This is a genomic window from uncultured Albimonas sp. (assembly GCF_963977235.1).
Taxonomy (GTDB): domain Bacteria; phylum Pseudomonadota; class Alphaproteobacteria; order Rhodobacterales; family Rhodobacteraceae; genus Albimonas.
The window spans coordinates 158,546-176,585 of sequence record NZ_CAXBOD010000001.1 but is presented as its reverse complement, the minus strand read 5'-3'; the positions used below and the strand labels follow the sequence as shown (position 1 = coordinate 176,585).

At 71.7% G+C, this 18,040-nt stretch carries 16 protein-coding genes, 1 tRNA gene and 1 pseudogene; 5 read left to right on the top strand and 13 right to left on the bottom strand.

Going from position 1 to position 18,040, the window contains the following annotated elements:
* The first annotated feature begins 2 nt into the window (after positions 1-2).
* On the top strand, positions 3-383 hold the full coding sequence (locus AAC134_RS00845; protein WP_339947140.1) for a hotdog domain-containing protein: 381 nt from the start codon (positions 3-5) through the stop codon (positions 381-383).
* Positions 384-548: 165 nt separating this feature from the next.
* On the opposite strand, the gene AAC134_RS00840 is transcribed toward AAC134_RS00845, so the two are convergent.
* Both AAC134_RS00840 and AAC134_RS00835 read right to left on the bottom strand, forming a co-directional pair.
* On the bottom strand, positions 549-1,157 hold the full coding sequence (locus tag AAC134_RS00840) for a DUF3291 domain-containing protein (RefSeq protein ID WP_339947139.1): 609 nt from the start codon (positions 1,155-1,157) through the stop codon (positions 549-551).
* A 152-nt stretch (positions 1,158-1,309) separates the two neighbouring features.
* Complete coding sequence (locus AAC134_RS00835) at positions 1,310-2,539, bottom strand: CaiB/BaiF CoA-transferase family protein (protein WP_339947138.1); 1,230 nt, start codon at positions 2,537-2,539, stop codon at positions 1,310-1,312.
* Positions 2,540-3,228: 689 nt separating this feature from the next.
* Between AAC134_RS00835 and AAC134_RS00830 the strand changes: the two genes are divergently transcribed.
* The 3 genes and pseudogenes from AAC134_RS00830 to AAC134_RS00820 all read left to right on the top strand — a co-directional run bounded on the left by AAC134_RS00830 (position 3,229) and on the right by AAC134_RS00820 (position 4,279).
* A tRNA-Gln gene (locus tag AAC134_RS00830) sits at positions 3,229-3,302 on the top strand.
* A gap of 442 nt (positions 3,303-3,744) precedes the next feature.
* Positions 3,745-3,900, top strand: a pseudogene (locus tag AAC134_RS00825) (hypothetical protein); the annotation flags it as partial.
* Positions 3,901-4,009: 109 nt separating this feature from the next.
* Complete coding sequence (locus tag AAC134_RS00820; protein ID WP_339947443.1) at positions 4,010-4,279, top strand: hypothetical protein; 270 nt, start codon at positions 4,010-4,012, stop codon at positions 4,277-4,279.
* A gap of 208 nt (positions 4,280-4,487) precedes the next feature.
* Here the strand turns inward: AAC134_RS00820 and AAC134_RS00815 are convergent, their stop codons facing one another.
* The 5 genes from AAC134_RS00815 to AAC134_RS00795 form a co-directional block, all read right to left on the bottom strand.
* A complete protein-coding gene (locus AAC134_RS00815; RefSeq protein WP_339947137.1) occupies positions 4,488-5,462 on the bottom strand; it encodes a calcium/sodium antiporter in 975 nt (324 codons plus the stop codon).
* A gap of 403 nt (positions 5,463-5,865) precedes the next feature.
* Positions 5,866-7,998, bottom strand: a complete 2,133-nt coding sequence (locus AAC134_RS00810; protein WP_339947136.1) for an acetate--CoA ligase family protein — start codon at positions 7,996-7,998, stop codon at positions 5,866-5,868.
* Positions 7,995-9,023, bottom strand: a complete 1,029-nt coding sequence (locus tag AAC134_RS00805; protein ID WP_339947135.1) for a TAXI family TRAP transporter solute-binding subunit — start codon at positions 9,021-9,023, stop codon at positions 7,995-7,997. Before AAC134_RS00805 ends, AAC134_RS00810 begins: the two co-directional genes overlap by 4 nt.
* Positions 9,020-10,945 carry a TRAP transporter fused permease subunit gene (locus AAC134_RS00800; RefSeq protein WP_339947134.1) on the bottom strand — a complete coding sequence of 642 codons (1,926 nt, stop codon included), beginning with the start codon at positions 10,943-10,945 and terminating at the stop codon, positions 9,020-9,022. Before AAC134_RS00800 ends, AAC134_RS00805 begins: the two co-directional genes overlap by 4 nt.
* Before the next feature lie 82 nt (positions 10,946-11,027).
* A complete protein-coding gene (locus tag AAC134_RS00795; RefSeq protein WP_339947133.1) occupies positions 11,028-11,780 on the bottom strand; it encodes a helix-turn-helix domain-containing protein in 753 nt (250 codons plus the stop codon).
* 138 nt (positions 11,781-11,918) lie between these two features.
* On the opposite strand from AAC134_RS00795, the gene AAC134_RS00790 reads away from it, so the two are divergent.
* Complete coding sequence (locus AAC134_RS00790; RefSeq protein WP_339947132.1) at positions 11,919-12,749, top strand: enoyl-CoA hydratase-related protein; 831 nt, start codon at positions 11,919-11,921, stop codon at positions 12,747-12,749.
* Positions 12,750-12,789: 40 nt separating this feature from the next.
* Here the strand turns inward: AAC134_RS00790 and AAC134_RS00785 are convergent, their stop codons facing one another.
* From AAC134_RS00785 to AAC134_RS00760, 6 genes are all read right to left on the bottom strand, one after another.
* A complete protein-coding gene (locus tag AAC134_RS00785; protein ID WP_339947131.1) occupies positions 12,790-13,887 on the bottom strand; it encodes an acyl-CoA dehydrogenase family protein in 1,098 nt (365 codons plus the stop codon).
* Between the two features lie 11 nt (positions 13,888-13,898).
* The gene (locus AAC134_RS00780; RefSeq protein ID WP_339947130.1) at positions 13,899-15,089 is read right to left on the bottom strand and encodes an acyl-CoA dehydrogenase family protein; all 1,191 of its coding nucleotides are present in this window, start codon (positions 15,087-15,089) and stop codon (positions 13,899-13,901) included.
* 47 nt (positions 15,090-15,136) lie between these two features.
* Positions 15,137-15,655, bottom strand: coding sequence for a transposase family protein (locus AAC134_RS00775; protein WP_339947129.1), 519 nt, complete (start codon positions 15,653-15,655; stop codon positions 15,137-15,139).
* Between the two features lie 300 nt (positions 15,656-15,955).
* Positions 15,956-16,744: an RES family NAD+ phosphorylase gene (locus tag AAC134_RS00770; RefSeq protein ID WP_339947128.1), complete on the bottom strand. Its 789-nt coding sequence runs from the start codon at positions 16,742-16,744 to the stop codon at positions 15,956-15,958.
* Positions 16,704-17,087, bottom strand: coding sequence for an MbcA/ParS/Xre antitoxin family protein (locus tag AAC134_RS00765; RefSeq protein WP_339947127.1), 384 nt, complete (start codon positions 17,085-17,087; stop codon positions 16,704-16,706). The genes AAC134_RS00770 and AAC134_RS00765 overlap by 41 nt, the downstream gene beginning before the upstream one ends.
* Positions 17,088-17,199: 112 nt before the next feature.
* Positions 17,200-17,994: an enoyl-CoA hydratase-related protein gene (locus AAC134_RS00760; RefSeq protein ID WP_339947126.1), complete on the bottom strand. Its 795-nt coding sequence runs from the start codon at positions 17,992-17,994 to the stop codon at positions 17,200-17,202.
* Positions 17,995-18,040: the final 46 nt, after the last annotated feature.

Sequence of the window (18,040 nt, the reverse complement as noted above, 5' to 3'; positions counted from 1 at the left end):
CGATGTCCGACGCAACCGAACCCAAGGGCGACCTCGCCCTGCAGACGCTGGCGATGCCGGCCGACACCAACGCCAACGGCGACATCTTCGGCGGCTGGCTGATGGGCCAGATGGACCTCGGCGCCTCGATCCCCGCCCGCGCCCGCTCCCGCGGGCGGGTGGCGACGGTGCATGTCGAGGCGATGACCTTCCACCGCGCCGTGCAGGTGGGCGACATGGTCACGATCTTCGCCGACCTGCAGAAACAGGGCCGCTCCTCGATGCGCTACGGCGTCGAGGCCTGGATCACCCGCATGCCCTCGGGCGAGCGGCACAAGGTCACCGAGGCGGTTTTCATCTACGTCGCCATCGACGAGGAGGGCAAAAGCCGCCCCCTCCCCTGAGGCCCGCCCGCCGTGAAGGAGACGCCTCGGCGGGGACGCAGGGCGGGGCGGTCGCCGACGCGCAGCGGCGGCGCCGGGGCGCACGCGTCCCCGGCGCTCGCGCGAACGAGGACGCCGCGATCCCCGCATCCGGCCCGACGCCCCCCAGACGCTCCCGCCGCGAGCTCAGTGCACGTGCAGATCGCCCGGCGCGCCGCCGGAGCCGGAGCGGCCGGTGCTGCGGGCCCGGGCTTCGGCCTCTTCCTCCGCCTCGGGCTCGACCGGCGTCCCGCCGGTCCCCACCAGCGCCACCTCGGGCGAGACCTTGCGCGCCCGACGCACGGCGGGCAGCGATTCCCAGCCAAAGGCGTGCTCGGTCGGCCCCTCGCGACGCAGCCGTTCCAGCCGTTCCAGCGCCTCGAGCGGCGCAGGCCACTGCTCGTAGTGCACCGGCCACAGCGCCATGAACGCCTCGCCCAGCTCCTCGAACCACTCGCGCCGGCGCGCGTGGAAGCGGGCGTGCACGGTTCGGAAGGTGAAATCGGCCAGCGCGTCCGGGCTCTCCCAGACCGACAGGGTCCAGGTCATCCGCCGATCGCCCGGAAACAGCTCCGGCGTCGCCGTCTCGCGCCACAGGAACCCGGGCGAGCGCTCGGCCAGCAGGTTCAGCCGGTCGATGTTGTCCACAAACCCCGACATCCGCCGGTCCTCGCGGGGCCAGCGCATTCGGGCGATGTTGAACTGGGCGATCGGGCCTGCCAGCACGAGGGCCGGCGCGTCGGCATGGGGGGGCATCAGCGGTCTCCAGAGCGGTCATCGACTTTCGCCCGATCCGCGCGGCGGCGCCATCGGCCTGTCCGTCGCGGTCGGGGCGCCGAAGGGCGGCCCTTCCGCCCTCCGGTCGTCGTTCGAATGGTCCCCCCCCGGGGTCCGACGGCGGCGCGCCTTCAGAGCGCGCCCGCCTCCTTCAGGGCCGCGATCCGCTCCGCGTCCAGGCCGAGCACGTCCGAGAGAACCTCGTCGGTGTGCTCGCCCAGCATCGGGGCGGCGCGGCGGTAGGCGATCTTCGAGTCCGAGAACTTGATCGGGTTCGCCACATTGGGAACGGTGCCGGTCGGCGACAACGGATGGGGCACCTCGACCTTCATGCCGCGGGCGATCACCTGCGGCTCCTCGAAGGTCTTGTCGATGGTGTTGAGGCCCGAGCACGGCACTCCCGCCGCCGGCAGCCCGGTCAGCCAGTGCTCGCGCGGCTTGAGGCGCATCCGCTCCGAGATGATCTCGGCCAGCGCCACGCGGTTGGCGTTGCGGTCGGGCACGGTGACGAACCGCTGATCCTCGGCAAGCTCCGGCACGCCGAGCTCGCGGGCGAGGATCCGGAACTGGCGGTCGTTCCCGCACGCCACGATCACCTCGCCGTCCGAGCAGGGGAAGGGCTGGTAAGGCGAGAGGTTGGGGTGCCAGGCGCCGGTGCGCTCGGGCACCTGGCCGCCGATGAAGTAGTTCATCGCCTGGTTCGCCAGCCACCCCACGTGGACGTCGAGCAGCGCCATGTCGATGTGCTGCCCCCGCCCGGTCCGCTCGCGGTGCTGGAGGGCGGCGAGGATGGCGGTGGTCGAATACATCCCCGTGGTCAGGTCGCAGATCGCGATGCCGACCCGCTGGGGCCCCGCGCCGGGCGTCCCGTCGGGGTTGCCGGTGATCGACATGATCCCCCCCAGCCCCTGGATCAGGTAATCGTAACCCGGCTCCGGCGCCTTGGGCCCGGTCTGCCCGAACCCGGTGATCGAGCAGTAGATCAGCCGCGGGTTCAGCGCCATCAGGTCCTCATGGCCCAGGCCGAGCTTCGCCAGCCCGCCGACCTTGAAGTTCTCGACCACCACGTCCGCGGTCTTGGCGAGCTCCCGGATCACCTCCTTGCCCTCCTCCGAGCGGAGGTTGACGGTGACCGAGCGCTTGTTGCGGTTGGCCGACATGTAATAGGCGGCTTCGTTGGTGTCGTTGCCGTCCTTGTCCTTGAGGAACGGCGGCCCCCACGAACGGGTGTCGTCGCCCCCGTCCGGGTTCTCGATCTTGATCACGTCCGCGCCGAAGTCGGCCAGCATCTGGGTGCACCAGGGGCCGGCGAGGATACGGGACAGATCGAGGACGCGAATGCCGTCGAGAGGGGCGGACATGCAGGGGCTCCGGGCAGGGATCGGGAAGGGCGGCGGGGGTCGGAGGGCGAGGCCGGCCCGGTTTCGGGACGGCCGGTTCCGGCGGGCGGGACGCGGGCGGCGCGCACCGCTTCGCACGTTTCGCGACCGCGCGAACGATGCACCGCCGCGCGCCCGGGCGCAAGTCGCCGGCCGCGCCTGCGGCCGTTCCGCAACCTGACGTGCGGCCCTCATCCGCGGATTTCGAGCCCGCATCGAGGCGCCGGGTCCGCATCCTGCGATCGCGAACTGCAATCCGCAAGGCGGCCTCGCAGGACCCGCCTTCCCGGCCATCGCCCGCGCGTCGTCGCGCGGCGCATCCGTTCCGGAGGCGGAATTCAAGGCGGCGGGCCCGTCGCGGCCGTTCGGGCGTCCAATCCTCGCGAGCCTGGATAACCAGGTGGGCGCCGGGTGCCACAGGCCACGACCCGAAGCAGAGCCAGCTCCCGCGAGAATGAATAGGCCACCAGGATTTGGGCCCATGACGAGAAGGACAGCACCCGCCTGACCGTTGAAATAGTGCGCCCGCCCTGCCTTGAGAAGCCCCCGCATGCGCGGAGATTCCCCGAATGCCGCTCGCCTCGGCCTCCCTCGCCCGATTGCGCAGCGGAATCCCTCCGTCGCCCCTTGACCCGCCCCGCCGCCGAGGGTAGTTCAGCGCCCGTCGCCGTTGGGGAATAGTTTAACGGTAGAACAGCGGACTCTGACTCCGTCGGTCCTGGTTCGAATCCAGGTTCCCCAGCCACACCTCCGACAAGCCGTTGACCTGAAAAGACGATCGCAAGATCGTCCTTTCCGCTCGTCCTCCTTGTGGCGCCGACTTTGGCGCAGGATGTGACCCACATGGCGACGCCGGCGACGGCCCCTCCGGGCTGTGGGCTCTGCCTGCGAAACAGGATCTGGCGAGTGCGCATCCGCACCCCCGCCGCGCTCGAACCCAAGAAGACTTCGCTACAAAGATTTTTTTCGAGTCTCGACTCGCACCCGCTGCTTCTCAGAAGCCTCGCGGGTCGCCGCACACGTGCGCGCCGCGCTAGACCGAGTCTTCGCTCTGGTGAGGATCGAGCTCGGGATGACGATGGTCCACAGGGTGCAGGTTCAGGCGATGCTGACCCGGCTGGCGCAGAATGCGCTGGCCGCGGCAGAGGCCTGTCGCCGGCATGAAGAAGACCTGATCCGATGGCGCGATGCCTTGGCTCGCAACGAATTCTCCCAGATCGGCTCAAAGGTGGGCCTCGCCGCACAGGAAGCCGGCGTGCCCGCCCGGCGACGGTCCGCCCCCGCCCCATGTCCTGATCATCGACGAGATAGACCGCGCCAGAATCTCCAAGGTGATGGGCGAGCTGATCACCCTGATAGAGGAAGACAGGCGCGCCGAACGTCGTCTCGGTCACGCTGCCCCATTCGGGCGAGGCCTTCACGCTTCCGGCGAACCTGCACATCATCGGCACGATGAACACGGCCGATCGCTCGATCGCGCCGCTCGGCACCGCCCTGCGCCGCCGCTTCCGGTTCGAGCATCAGGCTCCCGATCCAGAGGCGCTGGCCGCCTGGCAAGCGGGCGCGGCCCCCGATCGGACGGCGGTGGGGCGGCGCATCGACCTCGCCGCCCTCCTGGCAGAGATCGGCTGCGGTGAACGATGCGCGACCCCGTCATGCATGGGCGGCGCGGCGGGGATCGGCGGCTGGGCGAGCGGGAGCTGCATGCAGTCCGGGCAATGACCGCAGTGGGCCTGCGCGGGATCCACCCGTGGCCCCTCCCGATCAAGGGTCACGACCTCAGGCCCGTGACCGCCGCAGATCTCGATCCGCGAAACCCCGACCCGCGACAGGCCGTGCACCGTCCGCAGCCAGCCGCCGGTCTCGGCCGAGGCCGGCAACGCCGCAGCCAGAAGCAGGACGACGAGAGGTCGAGTGCGGACGGTCGCGCTCAGGGCCAGAGGATCCAGACGTAGGAGGCATAGCCCGCGACCAGGACGGCGCCTTCGCGACGCGCGATGCGCAGTCCCGTCGCCGCGAACAGCACCAGCAGGGCCGAGACGCCGATCATGATCGGCGCGTCGAACCGGACAAGCTCCTCCGGCACGACGGAGGGGGCGATCAGCGCGGTCGTGCCGCCAATGCCGAGAACGTTGTAGATGTTGGATCCGACGATATTGCCGAACGCAACGTCGCCCTGCCGTTTCAGCGCGGCGATCACCGAGGTGACCAGCTCCGGCATCGAGGTTCCGATCGCCACGATGGTCAGTCCGATCACGGTTTCCGAGACGCCAAAGCCACGCGCCAGGGCGACGGCGCCGTCGACGAGCAGCGACCCGCCCGCCACGACCAGCGCAAGCCCCGCCACGGCGGTCAGCAGGGAGACGCCGAGGCTCCCGCCGCCGTGCGCGGGGGCGAGGCCCGGCTCCGTTTCCGACAAGGCCAGGCTCTTGTCATGGATCGCGCCGCCATCGGCGGCCGCACGCTCCTGCCGGATCACGAACCAGATGTAGCCGACCAGGGCGACGACCAGCGCCGCGCCCGTCGGCCGCCCCATCGGCGCCAGCGCCGCAAGGCCGAGGAAGGCCCCGGCGGCCAGGAGCATCACGACCGCGTCTCGGCGCAATGCGGAACGGGCCACGACGATGGGGCAGATCAGGGCGGATACGCCGGCGATGAGCAGGATGTTGGCGATGTTGGACCCCACGACATTGCCGTAGGCGATCCCGGGCGAGCCGTTCAGACCGGCCTGCACCGAGGTCACCAGCTCGGGCATGGAGGTGCCGAAGCCGACCAGGGTGAGCCCGATCACCAGCGGCGAGATGCCGATCCGTTCGGCGGCCCTCACCGCCCCGCGGACAAGGACGTCTCCTCCGCCGACGAGAAGCGCGAGCCCCGCGACGAGCGGCAACCAGGTGTCGACCATTCCAGCCCTCTCAGCCCTGGCTCATGTCCAGCTCCGGCGCGAAATGGTGATGACCGAAAGAACTTCAATATCGCTCTGCCGCCGGCGCGCGCGGAGCGGCCGCGCGCGCCGGGATGCGCGCGACCGGCGGTCCGGAGGAGGCGCCCCCCGGTCTCGGATCGTCGCGGACCCGCCCGCGACCGCGGAGATGCGCGACGCAACGACCCAGTCCGCTGGGGACGATGTCGATCGAGGGGCGACGCCCGACCGCGCAAGGCGACGCGATCGGGCCGGGCTGCGCGACGATTGCGGCCGGCCGGCGCTCCCGCACGTGTCGCAACGGCGTCGGTCCTGCCCCGGGCCGGCGTCGCCGACGGCCCGCCCAGCGGGGTCGCCGTCGTCGCGCCGGGCAGGACCCCGGCCGTCAATCCGCCGATCGGCCCAGTCCCAGCAGCGCGTCCACGGCGACAACCCCTTCAGGCCCGACGAACAACGGGTTGATCTCGAAGGAGTCGAATTGGTCGGGCAGACCGACGGCGAGCCGCGACAGGGCCGAAACCGCACTGGCGAGCGCATCGAGATCGACCCCGGGCCGCGTCCGGTGCGGGAGCAGCCGGGGGTAGGAGCCGAGCTCGGCGATCATGCGGCGCGCCTCGTCCCGCCCGATGGCGCCGACCCGGAAAGCGACGTCGCGCATCGCCTCTGCGTCGACGCCGCCCAGCCCGACCATGACCACCGGCCCCAGCACCGGGTCGCGGTGCATGCCGACGATCACCTCGACCTCGCCGCGCGCCATCGGCGCGACCAGGAAGGACGAGGCTTCCGCTTCCGCCACGCCGTTCGCGCGCAGCCGTGCGGTCATCGCCGTCGCCTCGTCCCTCACCGCCTCGGGCGATGTCAGACCGAGCGCCACGCCCCCGAGGTCGGACTTGTGCGCCACGGAGGCGGCGTGAACCTTCAGGACCGCCGGCAAGCCGAGCCGCGCCGCGGCGGCGGCGGCCTCGTCGGGACCCTCGGCCTCCGCGAAGGGGGTGACCGGAATCCCGGCGGCGGCGGCAAGGCGCAGCGCGTCGGCCTCCCGCGGGCGGGACGGCAGGGGCCCGACCGCCGCCGGGGCCGGCGGAGCCGCGGCCGGGCGGGCGAAGACCTCCGCCGCATCGGCGAGAGCGGCCAGGGCGCGGGTGGCGTGCGTCGGCTCGGCGAAGCAGGCGCAGCCGGCCGCCTCCAGCGCTGCGCGCAATTCGTCCGTGAAGTAACCCACGAACGCGAGCGGCAGATCCGGCCGTCGCAGGCGCAAAGCCTCGGCCATCGCCGTCACCGGCGGACCGAAGGCCGGCAGCGTGGTCGAGATGCCGGTGTGGATGGCGAGTGCGCCGAAGTCCTCGTCCGCGATGGTCTTCATGACCCGCTCGAACAGCGCCGGGTCGTTCAGGACCTGGCCGGTGACGTCGACCGGGTTCGAAACCCCGGCATAGGGCACGATCTCCTTGATCCGTCGTCCGACCTCGGCGCTGAGCGGCGCCACCTCCAGCCCGCGCGAGGCGGCGTCGTCGGCCAGCAGCACCCCCACGCCGCCCGAGCCGGTGACGACGCCCAGCCGGCGCGATCGCGGCAGGGGCAGCCGGTCGAGCGCGTAGCCGAGCGAGAACAGCTCCTCGATCGAGCGGGCGCGGATCACGCCATGCTGGCGAAGCAGGCCCGCCATCACCGCCGAGGGCGCGGCAAGCGCCCCGGTGTGGGAGGCGGCGGCGCGCATCCCCGCCTCGCTGTCGCCGACCTTGACCATCACCACGGGCTTGCGCGCCGCCCGCGCCGCCTCCAGCGCGGCGATGAAGCGGGGGCCGTCCCGCACGCTCTCGACATAGGCCAGGATCACCTCGATGGCGGGATCCCGAACGAAGTGCTCGATGCAGTCCGAGATCTGCACGTCAGCCTCGTTGCCGGTTGTAACAATCGCGCCGAGGCTGAGGCCGCGCAGGGTCGCTTCATGATGGGCGAGCCCGCCGAAGGCGCCGCTCTGCGCCGCCAGCGCGATGCGCCCGCCGCGGCCGCCGCCATGACGGAACGCGGGATGAAAGCTCGCCGCGAGGTTGATGTTGAAGTTCGCGAGCCCTGCGCAGTTCGGCCCCAGCAGTCGAATGCCGGCCTCCCTCGCGCGGGCGACCAGCGCCGCCTGCGCGGCGACGCCCTCGGGCTCTCCGGTTTCCGCGAGGCCGGCGGTCAGCATCACCGCCGCGCCGACGCCGGCCGCCGCGCAGTCGTCCAGCGCCTGCATCGCGGCGGCCGCCGGCACCGCGATCACCGCCAGGTCGGCGCCGCCCGGCGCCGCAGCGACGCTGGGCCAGGCCTTCAGCCCCTGGATCTCGTCGCGCGACGGGTTGATCGGAAGGATCGGCCCCGCGAAGCCCTGCCGCTTGAGGATGTCGACGACCAGCCCGCCGATCCGCGTCGGATCGGAGGATGCGCCCACCACCGCCACCGACCGCGGCGACAGCAGCGCCGCCAGCGGACCCGGCGCAGGCCGGGTCCGGACGGCTTCGTCGAGCGCGGCGCTCACTGGCTGACCTCGGGCGGGACCGCGCCGGGCGGAATGTCGAAGCCCGCTTCCTTGTAGTAGCGGTAGGCGCCGGGATGCAGGGGCGAGGCGAGATACTTGATCCCGGTCTCCCGCGTGATCGACTTCAGCGGGACCGAGGCCTCGTGGAAGCGGTCGATGTTGTCCCAGAACGCCTTGGTGATCTGGTAGGCGGTCTCTTCGTCGACATGGGCGCCGACGTCCAGCACGCCCCAGGTGCCCAGCGTCTTGACGGGCGTCTCGTTGACCTGGTTGGGCCCGTAGATGCCGGGCGGCAGCTCCTCGATCGTGCGGCCCACGACGCTGATCACCTCCTTGATCAGATCGCTGTTGGCCGCCTCGTCCGACAGGCCGAGGAAGCGGATCTCGCCCATCGCGGCGAGCTGCTGGAACTGCGCGGCCGGCGCGGCGGAGGGCATGAAGTAGACGTCGACCTGGCGATCCTGGAAGGCCTGGAAGCCGGCGTTCCAGTCCAGTTTGGCGGTATCGTAGTCCTCGCCCATCTTGTAGCCGGTCTCCGCCTCGATCATCGAGACGGAGGAGCGCACGGCGGCCCCGCCCGGCGGCCCGACGAACAGCCGCTTGCCCTTCACGTCCTTCAGGCTCTCGATCCCCGAATCCGCCCAGGTCACCGCGTGGTAGGCGCCGAACGGATAGTTGACGATCGAGCGGATGTGCGTGGCCAGCTCCGGCGCGTCGTCCATCTTGGCGAACATCAGCGTCTGGGTCTTCATGTAGTGGGTGATCGTCGGCGCGCTGGAGAACACGTCGACGTTCCCCTTCGCCCCGTCGACGGCCGAGCGGGTGCCCGCCTTGCCGGTCGAGATCTGCAGGCGATAGGGCGTCTGGTCCTGAAGAACCTCGCCCAGCGTGACCATCATGATCGCGGGCACCGAGCCCTGCCCCGACGTGTCGGCGCGCAGAACCGTCTCCTGCGCGGACCCCGCGCCTGCGGCGAACGCCGCGCCGACCAGGCCGGCCGCAAATCCTCTCACGATGCGATTCATGTCGCTTCTCCTTTCCTCTCCTGTCCGGGTGTCCGCCGCTCGTTGGTCTGGGGCGACGGTTGCTTTGCGCCCGCGCGCACGGATGCGCCGGGGAACACGCGGCGGCGGGCCAGCAGGGCCAGCCCCGCCGCGAGGCCGACCGGGGCCGCGATGGTCCCGGCCGAAATGATGGCGAGCGCCGAGACAAGCGCCGCGATCCGGTCCAGCGGCGCCAGCTTCGCCGCGTCCCAGCCCGCCACGGCCGAGGCCACCAGCCAGGTGGCGACGGTCACCTTCGCCCCGGCCCAGGCCCAGGCGAGCAGGTCGAAGTCGCCGATCAACAGGAGCGCGGGATCGAAGACGAAGGCGAAGGGCATCAGGAAGCCGACCAGCGCCAGGCGCATGGCGCGCACCGCGATGGGCAGGGGGTTCGCCCCCGCGATCGGCGCCGCCGCGAAGGCGGCCAGCGCCACCGGCGGCGTCAGCGCCGACATCACGCCGAAGTAGAGCACGAAGAGATGCATCGCGATCATCTCGACGCCCAGCTGGCGAAGGGTCGGGCCGAGCACCAGGACGATCACGAGATAGGCCGGCACTGTCGGCATCCCCATGCCGAGCACCAGGCTCGCGGCCGCGGTCAGCAGCAGCGCGACCAGCAGGCTGTCGCCGGCGAAGGCGTTGACCAGCGAGGCGAAGGTCAGTCCGATGCCGGTCAGATTCAGGACCGCCAGGATCACGCCAATGCCCGCGACCGCGATCAGGATGTTCGCCGAAGCCGCCCCCGCCGCCCGCAGGGTGCGCAGGATGCGCAGCGGGTCCTCGCGGAATTCGACGTTGACCAGGCCGAAGACCAGCGCCGCGACGGTCGCCCAGAACCCCGCGAGCGCCGGCGAGCGGCCCATGACCAGCACTCCGATGATCACGGCGATCGGCGCGACGAAGGACAGCGACCGCACCAGGTCGCGGGACGTCAGTCCCGTCCGCTCCGCGAGCGGGATCGGCTCCACCCCGATGCGCCGCACCTCGAAGATCACCGAGAGGAACAGGGAAAGATAGTAGAGCAGCGCCGGCGCCAGCGCGGCCAGGCAGACCTGCGCGTAGGGCGTGCCCGTCAGGTCGGCCATCAGGAAGGCGGCGGCCCCCATCACCGGCGGCATGATCTGCCCGCCGGTCGAGGCCGCCGTCTCCAGCGCGCCGGCGAAGACAGGGGGAAAGCCGCGGCGACGGATCATCGGGATGGTGAAGGTGCCGGTGCCGACGACGTTCGCCGTCACGCTGCCGGACATGGTCCCGAACACGCAGCTCGACACGATGGCCGCGTGGGCCGGACCGCCGCGCAGGCGGCCGGTGAGCGCGAAGGCGACCTTCATCAGCGTGTCGGCCGCGCCGGTGCCGCCCAGGACCACGCCGAACACGATGAAGACCAGGATGGTGTCCAGGACCACGCCGACCGGCAGGCCGAACACGCCCTGGAAGCCATACCAGACGAACTGCATGGTCTGATCCAGGCTGAAGCCCGCGTGGTAGAGCGCGCCCGGGAGCCAGGGGCCCGCGAAGCAATAGCCCAGGCTCAGGCCCGCAACCGCCGCGAGGGGACCGCCGAACTCGCGCCGCGTGACCTCGATCAGGGCCAGGGTCGCGGCCAGCGCGCTCCACTGGTCCACGGGGGAGTAGTCGACGAACAGGTCGACCGCCTCGGCCGTGCGCTCCATGAACAGCCAGACGCCCCAGGCGAAGGCCGCGACCAGTCCGAGGTCGAGCGCGGCCAGCCATCGGTTCGGCCGCGCCAGACGGCGCGCGCAGACCACCGCCGCGAAGGCTGCGGCGACCGCCAGGCCGCGCTGGTAGATCGGATCGAAGCCGCCGAAGCAGGCCGTCCACAGCGCGAACAGCGCCAGGGCGAAGAAGACGACGCCGTTCGTCGCGTCGAGCACTCTGGTCATGCCTATCCTCCCAGGAGGTCCGGCCCGCGCTCTGCGTCGCGATGTCCGGGACCCGCGCGGTCGTCGCCGCGCGGGGTCGCCGTCAGGGGTCGCGCCTGATCTGCGCCATGGCGTCGATCGAGTCAGGCGACAGCGCCGCCTGAAAGACCGCCTCGATGCAGTCGACCATGTTGGCCAGCCGCAGCTCGCCCTTCTTCCAGTCGTAGGCGGCGCCGCGGTCGTCGATCAGCTGCTCCATCGCCGCCAGGCCGAGGTTCAGCATCTGGATGGCAAGGCCGAAGCGCTGATGGACCACCTCGCGCGGGAGGTGGGGATTGGCGGCCTCCAGCGCGGCGAGACAGGCGACGATGCCGGAGTCCTGCGCCTTGTTCTCCAGCTTCCGCCACATCGCTCGGTCGAGCCACAGCTGGGCGAGGAAGCGGATGTAGTGGCTGTCTCCGCCGGATCGCCGCAGGTGGTCGGCCAGCGGCTCCACCATGCAGCGGGCGATTGTGCGGGCCGACAGGGTCCGGCCGTCGGCGCGGGCGCGCTCGAGCTCCAGCATCCGCTCGCGTTCGGCGTTCACCGCGGTGGTGCGCAGCTCGAGGATCGCCTGGACCATCGCCTCGCGGGAGCCGAAATGATACTGGATCGCGGACTCGTTCTTCTGTCCGGCGGCCTGGGTGATGCGCCGCAGGGGCGTGTTCGAGACCCCCTCCTGCGCGAACACCCGCTCCGCCGTCAGCGTGAGGGCGAGCCGCGTGTCTCCACGCCGGCGCTCGCCGCGGCGGGGCTCGCCGGCGGCGTCCTCCGCCTCAGGGGCGCCCTCGTCTTCGACCGCTCGTCCGCTCCGCATGCCGCGCCCTTCCAGCTGCCCGCCCCGGACCCCGCGGCGGCGGCCGGGAGCATGAGGCGTTTCGAGTCGGTTTGAATATGCCGTCATTATCTTTTAATGTAAATACATCAACTGAGGATTCGAGACAGGGAGACGAGCATGGCCGGATCAGACGCGCCCGACCTGGTGACGACGCGGACAACGGAAGGGGTGGCGGTGCTGACGCTGAACCGCCCGGACGAGGCGAACGCGATGACCCAACCCCTGTGGGAGGCGGTCCACGCCGCCGTCTGCGCCGCGGCCGCGGACGAGGCGGCGCGGGTCATCGTGCTGACCGGCGCCGGCAAGGCCTTCTGCGCCGGCGCGGACATGAAGCGCCTGGCGGGCTTTGCGCGCGGCGAGCCGATGGACGTGCCCGAGACGCGGCCCGACCCGCCGGTGCCGGGCGCGCTGGACCTGCCGCCCGGCTACGACGACCGCTGGTCCTGGCTCGCGCGCGTTCCCAAGCCGATCGTGGCGGCGATCAACGGGCCCGCCGTCGGCTCCGGCTTTGCGCTGGCCATGTTCTGCGACGTCCGCTTCGCCGCGGCCGAGGCGAAGCTGTCGACGGGGTTCGCGCGCATGGGGTTGATCGGCGAGATGGGCCTGCCGTGGCTGCTCGCCCGCATCGCGGGGCCGCATGTCGCGGCGGACCTGCTGTTTTCCGCCCGCTTCGTCGACGGCGCCGAGGCCGAGCGCCTCGGCCTCGTGAACAACGCGGTGTCCGGGGGTGGAACCCTGGCTGCGGCCGAGGACTACGCCCGCAGCCTGGCGGCTTCGACGGAACCGGAGTCGCTTGCCGTCATGAAGCGACAGATCTACCGCGGGCTGGTGCAGTCCCTCGACGAGGCGATCGACGAGGTCTATCCGGCGATGATCGAGAGCTTCGGCTGGCAGGGCTTCCGCCGCCGCGCGACGGAGATCGCGCGCAAGATGGGCGCGCTGGAGTGAGCGTCGCGCCCCGCCCGAGGCGGGGCGCGACCCGGCCGCCTCAGGCTGCGGCGGCGAACCGCGCGAGGTTCGTCGCGACGCTGCCGCAGACCGTGTCGATCGCCACCAGCCGCTTGTAGTGGTGGGAGATCCGCGCCTCGGCGGTGACGCCCATGGCGCCGTGCATCTGGACGCACTCCTGACCCACCAGCCGACCGGCCTCGGCCGCGAAGGCCTTGGCCGCCGCCGCCATGCGATGACCCTCGCCCTCCGGATCGGCGTCGAAGGCGTGCGCGGCCCGTGCGACCAGCGCGCGCGACAGATCCACCTCGCACCAGATCTCCACCATGCGGTGGGCCAGGGCCTGGTTGGCGCTCAGCGGACGGCCGAACTGCTTGCGGGTGACCAGGTATTCGCGGGTGATGTCCACCGCCTGCGCCATCACGCCGACGGCTTCCGCCGCCAGCGCCAGCGCGCCAAGGTCGAGCGCGCGCCGCAGCAACGCCTCCGCCCCTGGCCCGGCTGCGAGGATCTCGACCGCGGGCGCGCCGTCGAGGACGATCTCCGCCGCGTCCCCTCCATCATAGGTCGCATAGCCCTGCACCTCGACGCCCGGCCCCGCCGGATCCACCAGCGCCAGCGCCGTCGCGCCCTGCGCATCCGTCGCCGCGATCACCAGCGCGTCCGCGTAGGCCGCCCCCCAGGCCGCCGTCTTGCGGCCGGAGATCCGGGCGTCGGCGCCGAGGGTCGCGCCGAACCGCGCATCCGCATGGCGCCGGCCGGGCTCGAGATAGGCGAGCGCCGGGCGCGCTTCGCCCAGCGCCACGCGCTCGATCAAGCTGGCGGCGGCGGGCGTGGTCGATCCGCGCAGGATCTCCATGCAGATCACCGCGCCCGGAACGAACGGCGCAATCATCAGGCCGCTGCCGAACGCCTCGAGCACCCTGGCCGTCTGCGCCGCCGTCGCGTTGACGCCGCCCGCGTCCTCCGGCGCCCGCAGACCGAGCATGCCGGCGTCGCCGAGCTCGGACCACAGACGTGCGCCCTCGCCCTCCGGATCCGCGACGACCCGGGCCCGACGCTCGAAGTCGAACGCCCGATCCACGAAGCGGGCGGCGGCTGCGACGATCGGATCGTCGCCCTGGAATCCACTGTCCATTTCGGTCTCCCTCAAAGTCCGATGACGCGGCGCGCCAGGATTTCCCGCTGGATCTCGCTGGCGCCCGAGCCGATCGTGTAGCCGCGGTGGTGGAAGGCGCGCAGCGCGGTCATCCCGGCAAGCGGCGGGCCGATCTGGAGATTTCCGCCGGTGGCGGCGACCCGCTCGGCGTCGAACGGAAGCGTGGCAGGGCCATAGGCCTCGATCAGCAGCTCCTCGAAGCCCTGGATCAGGCGGCTGCCCGTCAGCTTCAGCAACGAGGTCTCGGGACCCACCTCTCGCCCCGCCTCCAGCTCCTCGAGGAACTGGTCGAAGCGCGCCTCCAGCGCCAGGAGCCGGATCTCCAGCCGCGCCGCACGCGCGGCGAAACCGGAGTCCTCGGCGAGCGGCCGGCCGGTCTCGTCCGGCTCCTGCATCGCCGCCTTCAGGCGCTTGAGCAGCCGCTTGTTCTCGGCGATGCGCGAAACGTAGACCCGCTCCGGCACCAGGGCGCGCATGGCGACGGTCCAGCCCTGCCCCTCTTCGCCGAGGATCTGGTCGGCCTCGAGCCGCACGCCGTCGAAGAACACCTGGTTGAAGCCGTGCACGCCGTTCATCCACGGGACCGGGCGCACGGTCACGCCCGGGTCGCGCATGTCGACGAGGAAGGCGGAGATGCCCTTGTGCTTGGGCGCCTCGGGATCGGTTCGCGCCAGGCAGAGCATCCGGTCGGAGACATGGGCGTCGCTCGTCCAGATCTTGGTTCCATCGAGCCGCCAGCCGTCCCCGTCGCGCGTCGCGCGCGTGGTCAGCGAGGCGAGGTCGGAGCCCGCCTCCGGTTCGGAAAACCCCTGGCACCAGTATTCCTCGGCGGTCAGGATCTTGGGCAGGTAGCGCGCTTTCTGCGCCTCGCTGCCCAGGGTGATGATCATCGGACCGATCACGCTGAGCCCCAGGGTCTCGATCGCCGGAGCGTCGGCCAGGGCGCATTCCTCATCGAAGACGGCGCGCTGGCGGGGCGTGAAGCCGGCGCCGCCATGGGCCTTCGGCCAGGACGGCGCGGACCAGCCGTGGTCGGCGAGAATGCGGATCCAGTCCTTGAGCTCCTCGTAGCTCGGGTAGCACCCGTCCGCCACGCGCCGACGCAATCGCGCGGGCAGGCGCGTGTCCAGGAATGCCCGGACTTCGCCCCGGAAAGCCTCGATGTCGTCGTCTGCCGGCATGGCGCCTTTCTCCCGATCCTGCGTCGAACGACTCGATTATAATGTGTTTACATTATTTGTCGAGACGCGGCCGGGGCGCCGCTGACGTCGCTGAGCGATATCGGCGCCTTGCGCCCGATCGCGCTGGGGGGGCGGGAGAAGTCCGGGACGACGCCGTGCCGACAGGCGCACAGATCCAGGTCGCGGGAGATGAACTCGCTGCCCCGGTCCACGCCGATGGCCTTCGGGAAGCCGACGTCGGCGCAGATCCCGTCCAGCGTCGCGACCGCGTCCTCGCCTCGGCAGCTGAACCGTGGAGTCACGACCGGGGAATGCCGCGATCCGGTGTCGACGATGCTCGGCGCCCGCAGTTTGCGGCCGGTGGCGAGCTGGTCGTGCACGAAGTCCATCCGCCAGGTCTCATGGGCCCGGGTCGCGACGCGGCGATCTTCGCGCAGCTTCCCCTTGCCTACCGCTTCGGCGACCTGCGGCGCAGCTGAAGTCCCAATTGCGGACGCGTTGACCTGTCTTGTGGTGCAGAGCGCGGCCCTCGCGCCGAAGCTGCACGTGCGCGCGGCGATATCCACATCGCACGCGCGTCTGGCAGATCTCCCTGGTGCGCTCGAGGAGCGCCACAGGATCGGAGCGACGGGCTTGGCAGGGGCGCGTCGACCGTTCCATCCGCAGGGTCCCGCAAGCCCGGCGGATCGAAACGACCCGGTCGCAGCCCTGCGCACGTCTTCCGCCGGGCGCGAGAGGCGTCGCCCGGCTGATCCCGGCCTTCCGGCAGACGTCGCCGCTCGCTACTCCTCTCCCGGCCGGGGGAAAGATACCCGGGAGTCCGACTTCGAGCGGTCCAGTTCTCAGGGGGCAGAGCAGTTCGGCGGTCACTCGCCGCCCGGCGCGCCCTTTCCCGGCCCCACGGCCGCCGCGAGCCGCGGATCGTCGAGGAACGCCTTCAGCGGCAGGTCGAGGCGCAGGGGCGGGTTCTCGCGCAGAGCCTGCACGCCGGTCCGGGTGACGCGGATCTTCCAGCTTTGCCGCTGGGTCGGCCTGGGCGCCTCGAAGGCCGCGCAGGTGAGCACGGCGAGGTTCGCGCCCCCCTCCGGATCGCGGACCGAGGCGTAGCGGATCGCCTCGGCGCCGGCGGCCCGGGCGGCCTCGGCCAGATCCTGGCAGGGGGCGTAGTCCACCGGGTCGGTCCACAGGCCCGCGTCGCCGGCCAGCGCGCCGGCGGTCAGGTCCAGCGCCACGGGCGTGCGCACCGCGGCGGCGAAGGCGGTGTAGTCGGCGGGCGCGTCGGGCAGCGGGGTGTCCGGGCTCTCGACCCGGAAAAACAGCAGGCGGTAGAAGGCCATCTCGGCCATCGCCGTCTCCGGCCGCTCGGCCGCATAGAACACGCCGGGCGTTCGGCCGGCCCGACGGAAGCGGGAGCCGCGCGGATAGCTCTTGTAGCGGAACGGGGTCGAGAGGAGGTAGTCGAGGCCCGCGCACGCCTCGGGCAGGGGCGGCTTGGTCTCCTCCAGCAGACGCTCCAGCGCCTCCTGCTCGGCGAGGGTGTCGACCAGTTTCAGGGTCGAGACGACATGCTGCGCCTCGACCATCCGCCAGGCGGACCCCCGCAGGGGGCGCGCCTCAGAGCGGAGCGCGGCGGGCGTCCAGGTAATCGACGACATCGACCAGTCCGGCCACGGTCTGAATGCGCTCGATCGGCGGGCGGCCGAGCGCGAGGTTCTCGGCGCGCATCCAGGCGCGGGCGGTGCGCTCGTCCCCCCCGGCGATGGCGTCGAGCGAGCGGAACAGACGCACGAACAGCGCCGCTAGTTCGAAGGATTTCTGGTCGGCCTCCAGCCGCGCCGCGCCGCTCTTCAGCCGCGAGACGGTGGAGGGCGAGACGCCGATCACGCGCGCAAGCTGATCGTGCGTCACGCCCAGCCGGCCGGCGGCGCGCAGGGCGGCCCGGCCCAGAACCGCGCCCGCATCGGGGGCGGCGGAGGCGGCGTCGCGCAGCAGCGTCATCACGGACCTCCCGGATCGGGGGCGGCGGGCGCCAGAGGGCGCTCGCCTTTCATGTGACATCATATGGGGATTTTCTTGCAGATGGCAAGTCGATCCGTGCCGCGGCGGCCGCTCAGGTCCCGGTGAACGCCGGCGCGCGCTTCTCGACAAAGGCGCGGGCGGCCTCGCGATGGTCGTCGGTCTGGGCCGAGAGCGTGTGGTTGCGCGCCTCCTCGTCGAAGCAGTCGGCGAGCGAGCCGCCAGCCTCGGCCGCGGCGATGTTCCGCTTCACCCGGCCGTAGGTCAGGGTCGGCCCGGCGGCGAGGCGCGCGGCGAAGGCGGTCGCCTCCTCCCTCAACCTGGCGGCGGGAACGGCGCGGGTGACGAGACCCATGGCCGCGGCCTCGACGCCCGAGAGGATCGGCGAGAGCAGGTAGAGCTCCCGCGCCTTCGCCGCGCCGAGCAGGTGGGTCAGGAAGAAGGTCCCGCCGTAGTCGCCCGACAGGCCCACCTTGGCGAAGGCGGTGGTGATCTTGGCGTCCTCGGCGCAGATCCGGAAATCGCAGGCCAGGGCCAGCGACAGGCCGGCGCCGGCGGCGGCGCCCTCGATGGCTGCGATGGTCGGCTTCTCCATCTCGTGGAGGTAGCGCGAGGCGTTCATGCGGTCGCGCAGCGAATGCAGCCGCTCGCCGGTCGGGACGTCGCGGCCCTCGCCCTCGTTCATCGCCTTCACGTCGCCGCCCACGCAGAAGGCGCCGCCGGCGCCGGTCAGCATCACCGCGCGAACCTCGGGGTCGAGCGCGGCGGCGGCGGTGGCGTCGCGCAGGGCCAGGGTCAGGTCCGAGTTCAGGGCGTTCTTCCGCTCGGGGCGGTTCATGGTCAGGACGAGCAGGCCGTCCTTCAGCTCGCGCGTCAGCACGTCGGTCATCGGATCCTCCCGGGTCGCGGCGCCTCGGCCGGGCGCCTGTCGCTCG